This window comes from Bacteroides sp. ET489 (genome assembly GCF_030518095.1).
Lineage (GTDB): Bacteria > Bacteroidota > Bacteroidia > Bacteroidales > Bacteroidaceae > Bacteroides > Bacteroides ndongoniae.
In genome coordinates this window covers 1-17,732 of sequence record NZ_JAULLJ010000018.1, presented here as the reverse complement: position 1 = coordinate 17,732, position 17,732 = coordinate 1, and the positions used below count along the sequence as shown (strand labels likewise).

At 46.1% G+C, this 17,732-nt stretch carries 12 protein-coding genes; 5 read left to right on the top strand and 7 right to left on the bottom strand.

What is annotated here, in order from left to right; translation table 11 throughout:
* Positions 1-326: 326 nt before the first annotated feature.
* The 7 genes from gcvP to Q3C19_RS11045 all read right to left on the bottom strand — a co-directional run bounded on the left by gcvP (position 327) and on the right by Q3C19_RS11045 (position 11,194).
* Positions 327-3,176 (bottom strand): aminomethyl-transferring glycine dehydrogenase, encoded by a 2,850-nt coding sequence (gene gcvP, locus Q3C19_RS11075; protein WP_302729307.1) that lies wholly within the window; start codon positions 3,174-3,176, stop codon positions 327-329.
* A gap of 63 nt (positions 3,177-3,239) precedes the next feature.
* The gene (locus Q3C19_RS11070) at positions 3,240-3,878 is read right to left on the bottom strand and encodes an MBL fold metallo-hydrolase (RefSeq protein WP_071149180.1); all 639 of its coding nucleotides are present in this window, start codon (positions 3,876-3,878) and stop codon (positions 3,240-3,242) included.
* A gap of 62 nt (positions 3,879-3,940) precedes the next feature.
* Positions 3,941-4,561 carry a 16S rRNA (guanine(527)-N(7))-methyltransferase RsmG gene (gene rsmG / locus Q3C19_RS11065; protein WP_302729304.1) on the bottom strand — a complete coding sequence of 207 codons (621 nt, stop codon included), beginning with the start codon at positions 4,559-4,561 and terminating at the stop codon, positions 3,941-3,943.
* Positions 4,562-4,612: 51 nt separating this feature from the next.
* Positions 4,613-5,458, bottom strand: coding sequence for a DUF3298 and DUF4163 domain-containing protein (locus Q3C19_RS11060; protein ID WP_302729302.1), 846 nt, complete (start codon positions 5,456-5,458; stop codon positions 4,613-4,615).
* A 156-nt stretch (positions 5,459-5,614) separates the two neighbouring features.
* Positions 5,615-7,246 carry a VapE domain-containing protein gene (locus Q3C19_RS11055; protein WP_302729300.1) on the bottom strand — a complete coding sequence of 544 codons (1,632 nt, stop codon included), beginning with the start codon at positions 7,244-7,246 and terminating at the stop codon, positions 5,615-5,617.
* An 833-nt stretch (positions 7,247-8,079) separates the two neighbouring features.
* On the bottom strand, positions 8,080-8,769 hold the full coding sequence (locus tag Q3C19_RS11050) for a lanthionine synthetase LanC family protein (RefSeq protein WP_277121703.1): 690 nt from the start codon (positions 8,767-8,769) through the stop codon (positions 8,080-8,082).
* A gap of 1 nt (position 8,770) precedes the next feature.
* Positions 8,771-11,194 (bottom strand): outer membrane beta-barrel family protein, encoded by a 2,424-nt coding sequence (locus tag Q3C19_RS11045; RefSeq protein WP_288910659.1) that lies wholly within the window; start codon positions 11,192-11,194, stop codon positions 8,771-8,773.
* 658 nt (positions 11,195-11,852) lie between these two features.
* On the opposite strand from Q3C19_RS11045, the gene lipB reads away from it, so the two are divergent.
* The 5 genes from lipB to Q3C19_RS11020 form a co-directional block, all read left to right on the top strand.
* The gene (gene lipB, locus Q3C19_RS11040; protein WP_071149186.1) at positions 11,853-12,509 is read left to right on the top strand and encodes a lipoyl(octanoyl) transferase LipB; all 657 of its coding nucleotides are present in this window, start codon (positions 11,853-11,855) and stop codon (positions 12,507-12,509) included.
* 154 nt (positions 12,510-12,663) lie between these two features.
* Positions 12,664-15,126: a phenylalanine--tRNA ligase subunit beta gene (gene pheT / locus Q3C19_RS11035; protein WP_302729296.1), complete on the top strand. Its 2,463-nt coding sequence runs from the start codon at positions 12,664-12,666 to the stop codon at positions 15,124-15,126.
* Positions 15,127-15,397: 271 nt separating this feature from the next.
* Entirely contained in the window at positions 15,398-16,132 is a 735-nt protein-coding gene (locus Q3C19_RS11030; protein WP_022164486.1) for a YebC/PmpR family DNA-binding transcriptional regulator, read from the top strand.
* Positions 16,132-16,377, top strand: coding sequence for a TIGR03905 family TSCPD domain-containing protein (locus Q3C19_RS11025; protein ID WP_022164487.1), 246 nt, complete (start codon positions 16,132-16,134; stop codon positions 16,375-16,377). The genes Q3C19_RS11030 and Q3C19_RS11025 overlap by 1 nt, the downstream gene beginning before the upstream one ends.
* 223 nt (positions 16,378-16,600) lie before the next feature.
* A partial coding sequence (locus tag Q3C19_RS11020) for an IS1182 family transposase (protein ID WP_302729366.1) occupies positions 16,601-17,732 on the top strand: 1,132 nt, incomplete at its 3' end.

The following is a 17,732-nucleotide window of genomic DNA, read 5'->3' as shown; positions in this document are numbered from 1 at the left end:
ATAAAAAGCTGTATGATCGCTCGGACTGTTTGTATAGTGTGATACTCTTCTCTGAGAGGTGGTGTGTGATAAAACAGAAGCCGATAAACAGGTTGCAAAAATATGTTTTTCTCTCTGAATGTAGTTTACCAGATTGGCTCTTTTTGTGTTCCGAAAGGAATACTTTACAAGGGTAGCAGGAGGAGGGGGGAGGAAAATTGGCTTGCTTTTCGTTGGGGAGGGAATAAAACAGAACCGGAGGTATAAAAAAACTGGCTATCAATGATGCCATTGATAACCAGTTCCAGTTCTTTATATATTACTTCTTTTCCGTTAACGGATTCGGTTTACTCGAATGTTCCATAACGTGTAGGAAGCAGTTTGCGGTCGCCCAGAGTGTTGTCTACGCGGGCTACGTTGATCCAGAATTTGTTTTCGCGTACATTCTCTGTCGGATAGGCAGCTTTGGTACGGCTGTAGCAGTGATCCCATTGGTCTGCTACTACTTCGTATTCGGGATGCGGAGCGTTGACCAGTACGTTGTCGGTCTTGTCTGCTGTTCCGTCTTTCACTTCCTGAATTTCATTCCAGATGGATAGCATCACTTGAACAAAGTTGTCGAGTTCGGCCAGGCTTTCGCTTTCGGTTGGCTCGATCATCAACGTGCCATGAACAGGGAATGAAAGGGTAGGAGCGTGATAGCCGTAATCCATCAGACGCTTGGCGATGTCGTTTTCGCTGATGCCTGTTTCCTCGTGAATCTTCCGGCATTCGAGTATCATTTCGTGACCTACAAAACCGTTAGCACCACGATATACGATTCCGTAAGTATCGTTCAGGCAAGCGGCCAGGTAGTTTGCATTAAGTATGGCTATCTTGGTGGCGCGTGTCAGGCCTTCGGCACCCATCATGCGGATGTAGCCGTAAGTGATAGGCAGAATACCTGCACTACCGTACGGAGCAGACGAAACTTCGTTGGCTGCATTGCCAAACATGTGATGTCCGGGGAGGAAAGGAACCAGGTGGCTGGCTACGCAGATAGGACCTACACCCGGGCCACCGCCACCGTGAGGTGAAGCAAAGGTCTTGTGCAGGTTCAGGTGGCAGACGTCGGCACCGATGAAACCGGGGCTGGTCAGGCCGACTTGGGCGTTCATGTTGGCTCCGTCCATATAGACTTGTGCACCGCAATCGTGGATGATCTTGCAGATTTCTACAATCTCGGTTTCGAAGATTCCGTGTGTAGAAGGATAGGTAATCATCAGGGCTGCAAGGTCGGAGCGGTTCTCTTCGGCTTTGGCACGAAGGTCTGCCATGTCGACATTGCCGTGTTCGTCGCAGGCACATGTTACGGTGGTGAAACCTGCCTGAATGGCTGATGCGGGATTGGTTCCATGGGCTGAGGCCGGTATCAGAATCTTGTTGCGGTGGCCTTGACCGATGCTTTCCAGATAGGCGCGGATGACACGCAATCCTGTATACTCGCCTGCTGCGCCGGAGTTGGGTTGCAGGCTGACACCGGCAAATCCGGTGATGACTTTCAGTTCATCGCTCAAATTGTTGATAAGTTCATGGTAGCCCTCTGCCTGGTCTTCGGGGACAAACGGGTGAATGTTCATGAATTCCGGGCGGCTTAACGGAAGCATCTCGGCTGCAGCATTCAGTTTCATGGTGCACGAACCAAGCGAAATCATGGAGTGTGCCAGCGATATATCTTTACGGTCCAGGCGTTTGATGTAGCGCATCATCTCTGTTTCCGTGTGGTACAGGTTGAATACTTCATGAGTCAGGAACGGCGTTTTACGTTTGATGGTATCCTGCAGAATACTGCTGTCGGGGATGCTGGTGATTTTGTGCCAGTCTTGTTCGGCAGCAATGGTGAATATGGAGAGCAGCACATTGACTGCGGCAATGTCTGTGGTTTCGTCGATGCTGAATCCGACGTCACCGTTGTCGAAGTACCGCAGATTGACTTCTTTGCTCAGGGCAATGGTGCGTATTTGCTGAGCCGACAGATTGTCGGGCAGGGCGAAACGCAGGGTATCAAAGTATTGTGTATTCTGTTGGCGGAAGCCCAGTTTGCTGATTGCTTTCTCCAGGAATACGGTGATACTATGGATGCGTTCGGCTATGTTGCGGATGCCTTCCTGACCGTGGTATACGGCATAGAATCCGGCCATGGTGGCAAGCAGGGCTTGAGCAGTACATATATTGGATGTAGCCTTCTCGCGCTTGATGTGCTGTTCGCGTGTCTGTAGGGCCATGCGGTAGCACAGCTTACCGTATTTGTCACGCGACCATCCGATGATACGTCCAGGCATGTTGCGTTTGTATTCATCGCGTGTGGCAAAATAGGCAGCCGACGGTCCGCCGTAGAACATCGGAGTACCCAAGCGCTGTGTCGATCCGAAGACAATGTCAGCACCCCATTCGCCCGGAGGAGTGAGCAGGGCCAGACTCAGGATGTCGGCAGCTACAGCTACTTTGCAACCGGCAGCATGGGCTTTTTCAACGAAACTGCGATAATCCTCAACGTTACCGCTGGCATTGGGGTATTGAACTACGCAGGCAAATATGTCGGGAGTCAGTTCCGTTTCATTATAACGTCCTACAGTAAGGCGAATGCCCTGCGGGATGGCGCGGGTTGTCATTACGGCCAAGGTCTGCGGGAAAATGCTTTCATCTACAAAGACGGTGTTGGCACCTTCCTTTTGCTGCGCGCGTGAGCGCAAGGCGTGCATCATGGTAACGGCCTCGGCAGCAGCTGTTCCTTCGTCGAGGAGGGAGCAGTTGGCGAGCGGCATTCCGGTCAGGTCGCATACTGCGGTCTGGAAGTTCATCAGGGCTTCCAGACGTCCTTGGGAAACTTCAGTCTGATAAGGAGTATAGGATGTATACCATACTGGATTTTCGAAAACATTGCGTTGGATAACCGCCGGGGTGATGGTGCCATACCAACCCATGCCTATATATGTAGTATAAAGTTTGTTTTTCGAGGCTAGCTGGGCAATGTGGCCTGCAAATTCATATTCAGTCATAGGTTCGGGCAAGTCGAGAGGCTTGTCTAAGCGGATATTGGACGGAATGGTCTTGTCTATCAGTTCATCAAGGCTGCTAACGCCTATTTTGCGTAGCATAGTCTCTTCATCCTGGGGAGTAATCCCAATGTGGCGATTGATCAATAAGTCGTTTTTCATATCTATATTGATTAAAAATGTTTTTTAATTCGGTTCCTTTTTTGTCAAGCAAGATAATATGGTTTATCTGAAGAATGGATTTTCGGCTTTTTCGATACCAATGGTAGTGGGTGCGCCGTGTCCTGGATAAACAACTGTTTCGTTAGGTAGCACAAACAGGCGGCTACAGATGTGCTCTATCAGTTCATCGAAGTTGCCTCCCGTCAGATCGGCACGTCCGATACTGCCTTGGAATAGTACGTCGCCCGAGAACATGCAATGTTCGGCGGCACAATAGTACACCAAGCTGCCGGGTGAGTGCCCGGGTACGTGGATAGCTTCGAGCTGGGTGTTTCCGAAGGTGATGATGTCGCCGTCGTGCAGATATTTACCTAACGGGACAGGAGCTTCCTGAAGCTGGAATCCAAACATCCGGCTTTGCTTGGGAGCTTCATCTATCCAATACTCATCGGCCTGATTGGCTTCGGCTTTCAAGCCAAATTCTTTCAGCATAAAAGGGTTGCCAAAGATGTGGTCAAGGTGCAGGTGGGTATTGAGCAGATGTTTTATATTCAGCTGGAAGCTGGTAATGAATCCTTTGAGTGCCTGCTTCTCTTCTTCGTAGAAGCACCCGGGGTCGATGACAACTGCTTCGCGCGTTTCGTCCCATAACACGTAGCAGTTCTCGGGGAACATATTGAATTCAAATCTTTTAATTTTCATCTTTTTTGTATGATTTTCTGATTTATAGATTAGAGGATTTACAAGTGAAAATGCAGTCTGGTTTATATGGCCGTATAGACTACTTTTTTGGTTTCGAAAAATTCTTCTTTATAATAATCTTTCAGATCCCATATGGCGGTTCTTTGCTTGAATGGCAAAGTTTCGTTGGCCAGTTCGCCACCTTTCAGGCAGATAAGTCCGTTGGGCAAGGTATTTCGCCCTTCGGAAGCAATGTTTTTACAGATGATCTTTATCAGGTCGGCAAGGGGCATGACGGCACGGCTTACGACAAAATCGAACTTCTGTTTCTCTTCTTCCGCACGTTCGTGGCAGAAAGTCGTGTTCTTTAATCCGATGCTGTTGGCAACTTCGCTGGCTACACGTACTTTTTTCCCGATGCTGTCTACCAGATGGAAATGTGATTCGGGAAAAAGAATGGCCAGCGGGATGCCCGGGAATCCTCCTCCGGTGCCTAAGTCCATAATACGGGTGCCGGGGCGGAAACGGATTACCTGCGCTATTCCTAATGAGTGGAGTACATGGTGTTCGTATAGATTCGTAATATCTTTGCGGGAGATTACGTTTATTTTAGAGTTCCAGTCGGTGTAGAGGTCGTACAGAGCAGCGAACTGTATCTTTTGTTCGGCTGTCAGGTCGGGGAAATATTTCAATATGATGTCCATTGCCTTCTTGATTGCTTTAACGTTGCAGATTGATTTCTGGTTGTTCTTGTCTTATCTGACGGATTCTATTATTTGCAGGTCGTCACTTAGCAAATGTTGCATCATTTCCCATGGCAAGCTGATTTCGATAGCCCCCATTACGTAAGGGGCGATGTCATACACATTATAATAGAATGTAATGCCTTCCTTGGTCAGATAGAAATTCTCGGTAGGGGTCAGTTCGCCTGTGCTGGCATATCCCATTTCTTCGAGCTCTTCGCGCGACGTAACTTTGTGGATAGCCATTAGCTGGTTCCAGAGCAGGTCGGTCAGAGACTCTTCGTATCCTTCGGCAAAGAGGTCGTCCAGACGGATAGGACGCATGGTGCGGAGGTCAAGATTGAGGAAGGAAGTCATGTATATACCGTGTGCTCCTCCTGTATATTCTTCGTAACGGAAGCGGTATACTAACAGATTTTTGGCATAATATTGCACGTGGCTCTGTATGTGTTTATAATAGGAATACCATGCTCCGACATCAGACGAAGGGTCATTGTTCTCTTTCTGATAGAGGGGTTCTAAATCCGAACGGTAATCGCTGATGTATTTTTGGGTATATTGTCCGATGGCTTGTTCGGGTTGCATGGCAAGGTATTTGTCGCCCAGGCAGACGGATAGGAAATAGGTGTTGAGGCTATCCTTTAGGCGGGAGTCGGACGACTGACTGGCAAATGTAAAGTTGATAACCAGATTGCACGCGGGCTTGGCTGTATCTCCGAAAAGGTGGGCGGTCTCGTTTACTTGTATGCTGTCGAACTCTAATGAACCCGTGTTTTTGCTCATCTTGTTACCGCACGAGAAGAAAAAAATGCTTGCTGTAAGCAGAAAGATGAATTGGCTGACAGTTTGCTTTTTCATATCAGTTTTTGTTTTATAATCAATTTGTTGATCAATGCTCTTTAAGGACAAATATAGAATATATTGACGAACCAATTGTATGGAAAAAGGAAAAAATGAGTTTTATTAGTTGTTCTCTTTTTCCAATATATTCAGGGCATTGAGCCATTCCAACGTTTAGGCTTCCACTGTTTTCACCCAATACCCATTTCCGTACTTCGTATGCACCCTGCGCCCCAACTGCGCCAGCAGCCGGGCGAACGACGTGCACGAACAGTCCTTCAGCGCAGCAGGATTCTTCTTCTTCACCGTGGCATAGATTTCGGCAGCAGACATCAGGCGGGCACCCTGCTCGCCCGGCTCGGCGAAGCGGAAACAGGAGCTGACCAACTCTTCGGCAGGCGTAACGCGGTAGAACGGGCGGTTGGCCTGCTGGATTTCGGCTTCCTCTTCTTTGCTGAACCAGCAGCGTTCGCCGTTCTCCAACTCGTGCAGCAGTTGGGCATAGAGTTGTTCATAATCTATCGGCGTGTTGCAGTCGATGGGACGTTCCACCTCCACACAGATGAAGCGGCGGCTGCCTGAAAGGTCGGTCAGCAGGTCGCGGCGGTTGCTGGTGCCGATGAACGAGGCGATGCGGGGCAGTGGTTCTGCCGTGCGGCGGTAGGCACGGCGCACGCGCAAGGCTTCCATCTGCATCAGGTTCTTCAGCTGGGGCATTCGCGAGGAAGGCAGACGGTCGAACTCGTCCAAGTTGATGAGTCCGTACGAAGCTAATTTGTTCTCCGCCGCCGTGGCGTTGGTCAGGTCAAAACTTTCGGTAAAGTAGTCGCGTAGTTGGGGCGGAAGCAGCAGGCGGCAGAAGGTGGATTTTCCCAAACCTTGTGCGGTGCTGACCAGTAGCGGCGCCACACTGTTGGCACGGCGTCCCTCTCCACCACGGCCTGTCCACTGAGCGGTAACGGCCAGCATCCAGCGGTGGAAGGCACGTGTCCAAAGGTCGGTGTCGGACACCCGCTTGGCCAGTTCGGTCACACGGTCGGTACCGTCCCATGCGGGAAGGTGCTTGAAATAGAGGTCGAACGGATGGTAGGTCTGCACGTGGTCGGACTCCACATAGCGTTTCACGTCACGGTCCCAACAGTCCACGCCGCTGTTCATGGCGTCGAGGGTGATGCCGTTCAGCGTGCGGCTGTCCACGGGGGTATAAATAAGGTGGTGCGGATCGTTCGTAAGATCGGTATTTATGCGGGCGCACTCCGTACGTTCCGTCAGCAGGTTGTAGCGGAAGGCGTAGTGCAGCTTCAGGTAGCGCGTCAGGCGTTGCATCATCTGTTGCTGGCGCGAGGGCTTTTCGGGTTGGGCAGGAGATTCTTCAGCAGGTGCGGTGACCTCTTCTTTGGGTGCATCTTTTTCCGCATCTTTCACCGTATTCTCTTCAATGACAGGTGGTTGTTCCATCGTCAGGATACGTGCTTCGGCGGCTTCGTCGGGTTGTGCGTCCACCCATTCGATGATTTCGTTCCCGTCGTTCAGGCTGAACATGCGTTTCTGTTCGCCTTTGGTACGGTCATCGGGCGTCCACGTCATGCGGACACTGAACTCACCGCCGCCCATTACTATAAATACTTCGCCTCCGGGCAGGCGGGTGCAGACGTGTTGCAGGTCGGCGAACAGCTGTTCGTAGGCGGAAGCAGCAGCCGCTGCTGTCGTCGTGTCGTTCGTGTTAGTTGTCTCGTTTGTCGTGTTGTCCTTGCGTGTGGTGTTCCACGGAAGGAACCAGCTTTTCAGGTTCGTAATCAGGTTCATAGCGATTTTTGGGTTTAAGTGTGAATAGGGACGAGGGACGCGGCTACAGACTCCGAGGCACCTTGTTCCCTTGTTAACTCGTTAACTTGTCAACTCATTAACTGTTCCCCAAAGATACAAAATCGGAAGGTCTTTGTCAAGTGGATGAGGGTGAAATAATCAACAAAAATCAACTTCTTTTTCAATCACCACACAAATTGGCACAGATTAATTCATACGCGCGCGCACATCGCGTAGAGACGCAAAATTTTGCGTCTCTACCCACACACGCATACATTCATACCCACGCACATGATTACACTACTGTCCCATCCCAAAAACATTTAATCCGTGCTAATCCGTGTCGTCAGTGGTGTTTTTCACCAATTTGCAGGGTGAAGTTTCACCGTAATCTTTTGAGGATTAACCGTTTGTGGTGAAAGATGGATACGCGACCACACGGAATGAGCGGATGAACGCGGATTTTAATTTTTAATTATTCATTTTTAATTGAACCCACGTGAAACTTATCTTTCACCCTATCCTTTTGATTATCAGCACTGATTTTCCGTGTTGAAAGCGTGAACCCAATTTCCCCTTTTCTCCTTTTCATCCGTGTTCGTCCGCTCCATCTGCGTAGTCCGCGTATCCATCCCTCACCCGTTTTTCATTATTCATTTTTCATTCTCAACGTCCTACTTTAGCGGCGTAACATCGGTAGTTAGCCGGCGTAACAAGCAATGCCGACGGGTTTTGCATTAAATGCCGCCGGGTTTGACAAGCAATGTCCACGAGTATTGCAAGCAATGTCCACGAGTATTGCCTGCAACTCTCACGTGTATTGCCTGCAACTCTCACGTGTATTGCTTGTACGGCTCGCGTATATTGCTTGCCATAATCATTGTTGTTAAAGGGGGGCGTACAAGGATAATTCTCTTTATACGAGAATTATAAAAATTCAGTTCACAAACATGTCCTAATATAAATAAAAATTTTGCAAGTCTATATGATAAATTAGAAGGCAACGGTTCTTCAAAAAATGAATATCCTGCATTTTGATACGACCAATTTAATATTTTCTCGAAAAACAATTCTAGAATTTGTTTTTCATAAGGTTTACGAATATCTGTTCTTAAACGAAAGTTTAAATAAAGCATTACATCTAACAATGAATCTATATATGCTTCATTCTCAATTCGTTCTTGTTGCAATCCTTTTTCTATTACCTTAAACATATAATCGTCAATACCTTGAAGTAATCTATTGGGATCTCCTTCCAAATAGTTTTTGCTACATAAGTAACATATTCCTATCCCAATACCAGATAATCCATCAGAAATTCCCAATGAACATTTATTATTGACAGACTTGCATACATGCATTAAACACCTTTCTGCAATCTTTGTATACTTATCATCCTGACTCATACGTCCATACCAGAAACAAAAGATTGCATAGCCCATCAAACCATGCTGCAAAAACAGATTTTCCTTACGCATAAGGGATAATTCCTTATGTACAATATCATCTAACAAACGGTTCATATCATTCGCTATAATCTACTTTTATGTCATTATTCTGTATCGTTTTATCCGTACTCTTTACACGGGCTTTCAAACGCCCGAAAGTGTAACGAATACCTAAGTTGAAATAAGCCTGATAATATCGGTAAGAAGAACGATAACGATAATTATCGGCTTGCCAGTCATTATGTTTTGTATAATGGGTTGGCAAGAAACTTCCTGCGCTACAAGAGACTCGTAACTGATTTTTCAAGAAATACTTCGAGAGAGACAGCGTATAGTTATAGCTCGTGCTTCCCCGTCCCTGTAACATTATATAGCGTGTATTGTAACCGCCATCGGCACTTAGGTAGAGAGAATGCGGCAGTTCCAGTTCCATTTCGCCGCGCAAACGGAAAAAGAAGCCATCGTTCTGCATGGAAAGCCTTGAAGCATCATAGTACACATAGTGTACAACTGGCGACAGGCGTATGAACAGGTTGCGGCAAGGTCTTCCGGAAAACCAGACACTTAATGCTGACAAGTTTTTTCTGCCCAGATTGTCTTTCGTCAGATGGAGCATATCTCCATCCAAAAAGCGATAATCTAAAATAATGCGGTTAGTATGCTGATGTGACAATGCCCACCGTAACGTATAGCGGCCTAAATCATGATAAGAAGACAATTGTATGGTGTGTGATATTTCTGGTTTCAAACGCTGGTTGCCATATGACAATTGCATGGGAACAGTCGCATCTATATAAGGATCGAGAGCAAAAATGTCAGGACGAAGAGCCGACATGGCATAAGCCAGTTCCAGTGACATTTTTTTAGAACAAGTGTACGCCATAGTAAGCCGGGGAAAGACATTATGGAAAGTCCTGTCCAAATTATGCTCTGGGACGGAATGGCGCAAGCGGTCGTGCTGAAGTTCATAGACCATGCCACCCGTAAGATTGAAACGGGACGTAAGATAATTATACGAAGCATAACCGTTGAATACATGCTGATGATGCGTATAACGACTCGTACCTTCTTCATCTCTAATAAAGGATTCCGAATATACGGGCGACACGTCCAACGTGAAATCTTCATTTTCTGGTCTCATGATATATTTCCCTCCTACCGAAAACTTATGGCAGGTACCTATCTTATGGACAAACTCGGTTTCTACCGTGTGGTATCCTCGGGAAGATTTATGCCGCCGCACATAATCATAAAAGTCCTCTTCATAACCGGCATCCTTGTTTTCAAACTCTACATTCTCGTATTTCAAGGTAGTCGTTTCATCGAAAGGTCGTTTGTAGAAGCGATACCCAAGAAAGAATTTTCCCTGCTGTCCGCCTCTGCCTAAGTGCCGTTCGTAAAAAAGATAGGCATCATACTCGCTGTTCAGAAATAACCTGTGGCTTCGCTTGGCGTAAGAGTAATTCCGTGTACCGTCCTGACGGAACATAGTCCCTGTTTCATACATATCCTGATGCGGGTTGCTTGCATTGTTCAGAATAACACGACCATATGCGCTTAGCAAGGAAAAGTCGTCTATTTCATAGCTTGCCGTTCCTTCCATGTCATGAGCATTTGCTTTATATCCATCATCTTCCGTTCGTTTGTAGAAAGCATAATTGTCTGCAGAATTCTCGCGATATTCTTCACGCTCATCTACAGTGCCATGCCCATAATCCCAGCGGTTAGTATAGCTAAGAGACATGGTAAGCTTTTTGTATTTTGTCAAGCCAAACAATGTATTTCTCCATCGGCTGTCACTTACATCCGTACTTATAGTACTGCTATATCCTTCAATTTTACCCTTAGTCACAAAATTCAGTACCAACGTGTTTGGTCCATATTCAATGCCAGGCTGTGTAACAACTTCTATCCGCTTCACTGAACCGGCATCCAACGACCGTAAAACATTTTCTATGTCTCCTTGTAGTAAGGCATCACGTTTGCCATTTAACTGATAAACAATTGACTGGCCTCCTTCTGATGCAATCGTACCATTGTGTCGGTTGACCACCAGCAGAGGAACTTTATGCATAATATCGAACGTGTTCTTATCGCGGGTTTCCGGGTCATTCTCGACTTCATACACCAATTTTCCCGGTTTGAGTTTGACAAGCTGTCTATAAGCAGTAATTTTTACCTCATCCAGACGCGTTGAAGGTTGAAGAAACACCGTATCAGCAACCTGCCGAAATTCAAGTTCCAAAGAATGATAGCCCACACGACTTAATCGAAGGATACGAATCCGTGATGAATTACGGAAATCTAAAGACGCCACTCCTGTTTCGGAGCTCATTGTTGTGCCAACAACCTCTTTGTCTTCATCTAAAGCTAATACTGTGACCACATCCAAAGGAATCCGAGCCTCCTGATCGCAAACAATAAGATTTTTCGTCTGTGCACAAAGCTTCCCCAAGGAAAATAGGAGACAACATATCCCTACTAAAAATCGTCTTTCCATAATCTGCTTTTTTAACGGTTCTTTATAAGAAAAAATAAATAGAACTCTATTCATATCGAATATACAAAGCCAATATCAAACGACAAAACACTTCAGATACAATCTCTCAATACGCACATTTGTAAGTGTTTGTAATTGTTGTAAATGACTGATAATCAATAAACGTTTTTTTCGTAACAATATCCCCAATACGCTAAGTTGAGCAAACATATCCAACTGATTTTATTGATTGGCGGTCGCAATTTAAAGAAAAAATATTGTAACACAAAGAAAATAAGAATTTTTTAAAACGATAGTTTATATCGAATAATTGATTAATGCATTCTTTGCCATCCGCGTATCCATCCTTCACTCTGTTTTTTCATTTCTAATTATTCACTTTTTATTCTTAACTATCTGCTTTAGTCGCGTAACATCGGTAGTTAGCCGATGCAACAAGCAATATCGCAGAGTTTTATAAGTAATCCCGTCGGATATTGCTTGCAAAGCTTACGGATTGGGAATGCAAAGCCCGTGAGTATTGCTTGCGTCGCTCACGAGCCGTGCAAGTGTCGCTCGAAGGAATCGCAAACAGTACGTTTTGACTTTTGTCGTTTATTGGGTTATAAATTATTCGGATTCTTTCCGATTTGAAAAAAAACTTTTTATTTTTGCTTCCATGAAAATAGAACCGATAGACTGGAAACTGATTTCTTATGCCGAAGCATGGCAGCGGCAGAAGGAGTATTTTGACAAACTGGTGGAGGCCAAGTTGGCAGGAACTGAGTATGTGAATCATATTGTGTTTTGCGAACATCCGCCTGTATATACTTTGGGGCGTAGTGGAAAGGAACAGAATATGTTGCTGGGTGAAGAGCAGTTGAACCGGATAGGAGCCACGCTGTATCATGTTGACCGGGGTGGTGATATTACTTTTCACGGGCCGGGGCAGCAAGTTTGTTATCCTATTCTGAATATGGAGGAGTTTGCTTTGGATGTAAGGTCGTACATCGGGTTGCTGGAAGAGGCCGTGATAGCTGTCTGTGCTTCGTATGGTGTTGTTGCTGGAAGGGTCGAAAAGGCTACAGGTGTGTGGCTGGATGGCGACAAGCCGACAGCACGTAAGATTTGTGCCATCGGAGTGCGGTGCAGCCGTTATGTGACCATGCACGGGCTGGCCTTGAATGTGAATACGGATTTGCGCTATTTTAGCTATATTCATCCCTGCGGCTTTGTGGACAAAGGGGTTACGTCGCTTCAGAAGGAACTGGGACATGAAGTGCCGATGCAGGAAGTAAAAGACCGGTTGCTGGAGGAATTGCTGACGAGACTGTAGACGTTTTGTCCTTCGCGTTGTTCCGGTCGTGGTTTCGCTTTACGTGTGGCCGAGAGGCTTGGCTATAGTAAATTCTTCTCTCATAATTCTCTGTCAACCAAAAAATCTTATTAACTTTGCAGGTCACTTTTGATAACAATAAAAAAATAATAATATGAATATCTCTTATAATTGGCTGAAAGAGTATGTCGATTTTGACTTGACACCGGAAGAAGTAGCAGCTGCGCTTACCTCGATCGGACTTGAGACGGGAAGTGTAGAAGAAGTACAGACGATTAAAGGTGGTCTGGAAGGTTTGGTGATTGGAGAAGTGCTGACATGCGAACCCCATCCGAACTCGGATCATATGCACGTTACGACTGTAAATCTGGGACAGGGCGAACCTGTACAGATCGTATGTGGCGCTCCCAATGTGGCAGCAGGACAAAAGGTCGTAGTAGCTACGCTGGGAACAAAATTGTATGACGGTGACGAATGTTTTACCATTAAGAAGTCGAAACTGCGTGGTGTGGAATCTAATGGTATGATTTGTGCGGAAGATGAGATTGGTATCGGAACGGATCATGCCGGAATCATTGTTCTGCCGGAAAATGCCGTACCGGGTACTCCTGCCAAAGAATATTATAATATTAAAAGCGATTATGTGCTCGAAGTAGACATCACGCCGAACCGGGCGGATGCATGCTCGCATTATGGAGTAGCTCGTGACCTGTATGCATACTTGGTACAGAATGGCAAGCAGACAACATTGAAGCGTCCTTCGGTTGAGGCGTTTGCTGTTGATAATCACGATCTGGATATTCAGGTGACCGTAGAAAATACCGAAGCATGTCCGAGATATGCCGGTGTGACGGTAAAAGGTGTAACAGTAAAGGAAAGTCCGGAGTGGTTGCAGAACAAGTTGCGCCTTATCGGATTGCGCCCTATAAATAATGTAGTAGATATTACCAATTATATAGTTCATGCTTTCGGTCAGCCTTTGCACTGTTTCGATGCCGACATGATTAAAGGTGGAGAGGTTGTTGTAAAGACGATGCCCGAAGGTACGCCTTTTGTGACATTGGATGGTGTAGAACGCAAGCTGAGCGAACGCGATCTAATGATTTGTAATCGTGAAGAGGCCATGTGTATTGCCGGTGTGTTCGGCGGACTGAATTCAGGCTCTACCGAAGCGACCAAGGATGTCTTCCTGGAGAGTGCTTATTTCCATCCTACATGGGTGCGTAAAACAGCACGTCGTCATGGGCTGAACACTGATGCATCGTTCCGTTTTGAACGTGGAATCGATCCCAATTCAGTAATTTATTGCCTGAAACTGGCAGCTTTGATGGTGAAGGAACTGGCAGGTGGAACAATTTCTTGTGATATCAAGGATGTATGTTCGGCCGATTTCAGTGATTTCAGAGTAGATCTGCCTTACGAAAAGGTTCATGCTCTGGTAGGAAAAACGATACCTGCGGAAACTATCAAGAGCATTGTTTCAAGCCTGGAGATGAAGATTGTGGAAGAAACTTCCGAAGGCTTGGTGTTGGATGTACCGCCTTACCGTGTGGACGTACAAAGAGACTGTGACGTGATTGAAGATATTCTGCGTATCTATGGATATAATAATGTAGAAATTCCGTCAGCTTTGAAGTCTTGTCTCACAGTAAAAGGTGAATATGATAAGTCGAACAAGTTGCAGAATCTGATAGCCGAGCAGTTGGTGGGTTGCGGATTCAACGAGATATTGAACAATTCATTGACTCGGGCAGGCTACTATGATGGTTTGGAAAGTTACCCCTCGAAGAATCTGGTCATGTTGATGAATCCCTTGAGTACGGACCTGAATGCGATGCGTCAGACTTTGTTGTTTGGCGGTTTGGAAAGTATTGCTCACAATGCAAACCGTAAAAATGCAGATTTGAAATTCTTTGAGTATGGTAATTGCTATTATTATCATGAGGAGAAAAAGAATCCTGAGAAAGCTTTGGCTGCATATACGGAGGATTACCACTTGGGCTTGTGGGTTACTGGTAAGAAAGTTGCCAACTCGTGGGCGCATGCTGACGAAGACAGCTCGGTGTATGAATTGAAAGCTTATGTAGAGAATATCTTCAGTCGTGTAGGATTGCAGATGCGCGACTTGGTGGTAGGTGTGCAGGACAGTGATATTTATGCTGCGTCCTTGGCCGTATACACAAGAGGCGGTAAGCTGTTGGCTTCTTTGGGAATCGTTTCTCATAAGATTCTTAAGGGCTTCGATATTGACAATGAAGTGTACTTTGCGGATATCAATTGGAAAGAGTTGCTTAAGGCTATCAGAAATGTAAAGGTGAACTATGTTGAGCTGACCAAGTTCCCGGCTGTGAAGCGTGATTTGGCTTTGTTGATTGATAAGAAAGTGCAGTTCGCTGAAATTGAGAAGATTGCATACGAAACCGAGAAGAAGTTGCTGAAAGAAGTATCTTTGTTCGATGTTTACGAAGGAAAGAATCTCGAAGCTGGTAAAAAGAGTTATGCTGTAAGCTTTATGCTTCAGGATGAGAATGCGACTTTGAATGACAAGCAGATTGATAAGATCATGCAGAAGCTTATTAAGAATCTTGAAACAAAGCTTGATGCCAAGTTGAGATGAGATGATTCAAAGAGGACAGTTGTACGTAATCTCATGAGAAAGAACAGGTTTGGAGCATTGGTCTGGCCAGTAGCACTTATTTGCTTCGATATATATATGATATATGTAGCTTTTAATAAGGCGCTCGGTAGCAGCACTTGTGAAGTGCGCATAATGGCGGGGATTGGCGGACTGATGGTTATCGTGTTTCTCGTATCAGAAGTGTATGACTTGATAAAGAAGATTAAGATATTAAAGAAAGGTAATATAACAATTTAAAAATAATAAACCAATGGGAAGAGCGTTTGAATATAGAAAAGCTACAAAGCTGAAAAGATGGGGCCACATGGCTAAGACTTTTACAAGACTGGGTAAACAAATTGCCATAGCAGTGAAGGCAGGTGGTCCGGAACCTGAGAATAATCCGGCATTGCGTTCGGTGATTGCTACTTGCAAGCGCGAGAACATGCCGAAGGACAATATTGAACGTGCGATTAAAAATGCGCTGGGAAAAGACCAGAGTGATTACAAGAGCATGACGTATGAAGGATATGGCCCTCACGGAGTAGCTGTCTTTGTTGATACGCTGACGGATAATCCGACACGTACGGTAGCTGATGTACGCAGTGTATTTAATAAGTTTGGTGGCAACTTGGGTACAATGGGATCGCTGGCATTCTTGTTCGACCATAAATGCGTGTTTACTTTCAAAAAGAAAGATGGCATGGATATGGAAGAATTTATCCTTGATATGATCGACTTTGATGTAGATGAAGATTACGAAGAGGACGAAGAAGAGGGCACAATTACTATCTACGGAGATCCTAAGAGCTATGCTGCCATCCAGAAGCACCTTGAAGAGGGCGGCTTTGAGGATGTCGGTGGTGACTTTACTTATATTCCGAATGATTTGAAGGATGTAGAAGCTGAGCACCGTGAAACTATCAATAAGATGATAGAACGTCTGGAAGAATTTGATGATGTTCAGACGGTGTATACTAATATGAAACCGGAAGAGGGCGAATAATGACTTATACTTATAAAACTGCAGGAACTTGCAGTAGTAATATTGAGTTGGAGGTAGAAGACGGCATCCTGAAAGAAGTTGCTTTCTGGGGTGGTTGTAATGGCAATTTGCAAGGTATTTCCCGATTGGTAAAAGGAATGCCGGTGTGTGATGTCATCAAACGTCTGGAAGGTATCCGTTGTGGTGGACGTCCTACCTCGTGCCCGGATCAGTTGTGTAAGGCATTGCACGAAATGGGATATTGAGTGCGGTGGAATAAAGATTTGAGTGAAATTTCGTGCGGTAGAGATATTTAGCTTATATTTCTGTTGAGATATAAAAGAGGGTGTATCAAAATTCAGGTACACCCTCTTTTCATATCCAACCGAAAAGCAAAGATAGAAAAGGGACAAAGCCCCGACTTTCACAAGCCAGGGCTTTGCATTGTCACAAAAATTTTGTATCTTTATGACATACAATCATATATATATGTCAGCAAAGATACACTTTCGGGATTACAATCCCAAGCAAACGATTCTTTTTCCCCAGCGTCTTGACAAGGACATTGCGGAAAATGACCCCGTGCGTGTGGTTGACACGGTAATTGACAACCTCAAGCTGGAAAACTTCCGCAAACTATACAAAGAGCGCGGCCGCAGTCCGTACCATCCGAAGATGATGCTCAAAGCGGTGATTTATGGCTACATGAACAACCTTTATTCCTGCCGTAAGATAGAGTCCGCCCTCAAGCGGGATATCCATTTTATCTGGCTGGCCGGCTACGAGCAGCCGGACTTCAATACCATCAACCGCTTCCGCAACCGTGTGAAAGAAGAGATCAACCGTGTGTTCACCCAGCTGGTGATTATACTGGCGGAAAAAGGGTTCATCACTCTTGATGTGGAATATATCGACGGTACAAAAATCGAATCGAAGGCCAACAAATACACTTTCGTTTGGCGCAAGACCACCGAGAAGAACCGGGCCAGGCTGATGGCCAAGATCAAGGCCCTTCTCGAACAGGTCGACGAAGCCATAGCGCAAGAAAACGCCCGGGATGATAACGGTCAGGATTTCACACCGGCGGACCTCATGGGTATTGCCGACGAACTCAACCGGTCTTTGCGGGAAGAGCCGGAGCCCGCGACGAAAGAGGAAAAGCAACATCGGAAAGAAAAAGAAAAACAGATAAAGCAGCTCAAGGAGCACACCGGCAAACTTGATGAATATGACAGGAAACTGCGCATCCTTGGCGAGCGGAACTCCTATTCCAAAACCGACCCTGACGCCACGTTCACGCGCATGAAGGAGGACGCGATGAATAACGGGCAGACCAAGCCGGGCTATAACCTGCAGATAGGTACGGAAAACCAGTTCATCCTTGACTTCGGCCTGTTCCAATCCCCCGGGGATACATTGACCATGATCCCGTTCCTCAACTCGTTTGCCGGACGTTACCGGAAACTGCCGGGCAAGGCGGTTGCCGATTCCGGCTACGGTTCGGAAGAGAACTACCGGTTCATGGAGGATGCCGGCATTGCCGCCTATGTGAAATACAACTGGTTCCACCGTGAGCAGCACAAGCGCTATGAGCCCGGCCCGTTCAGCCCGCAATCCTTAT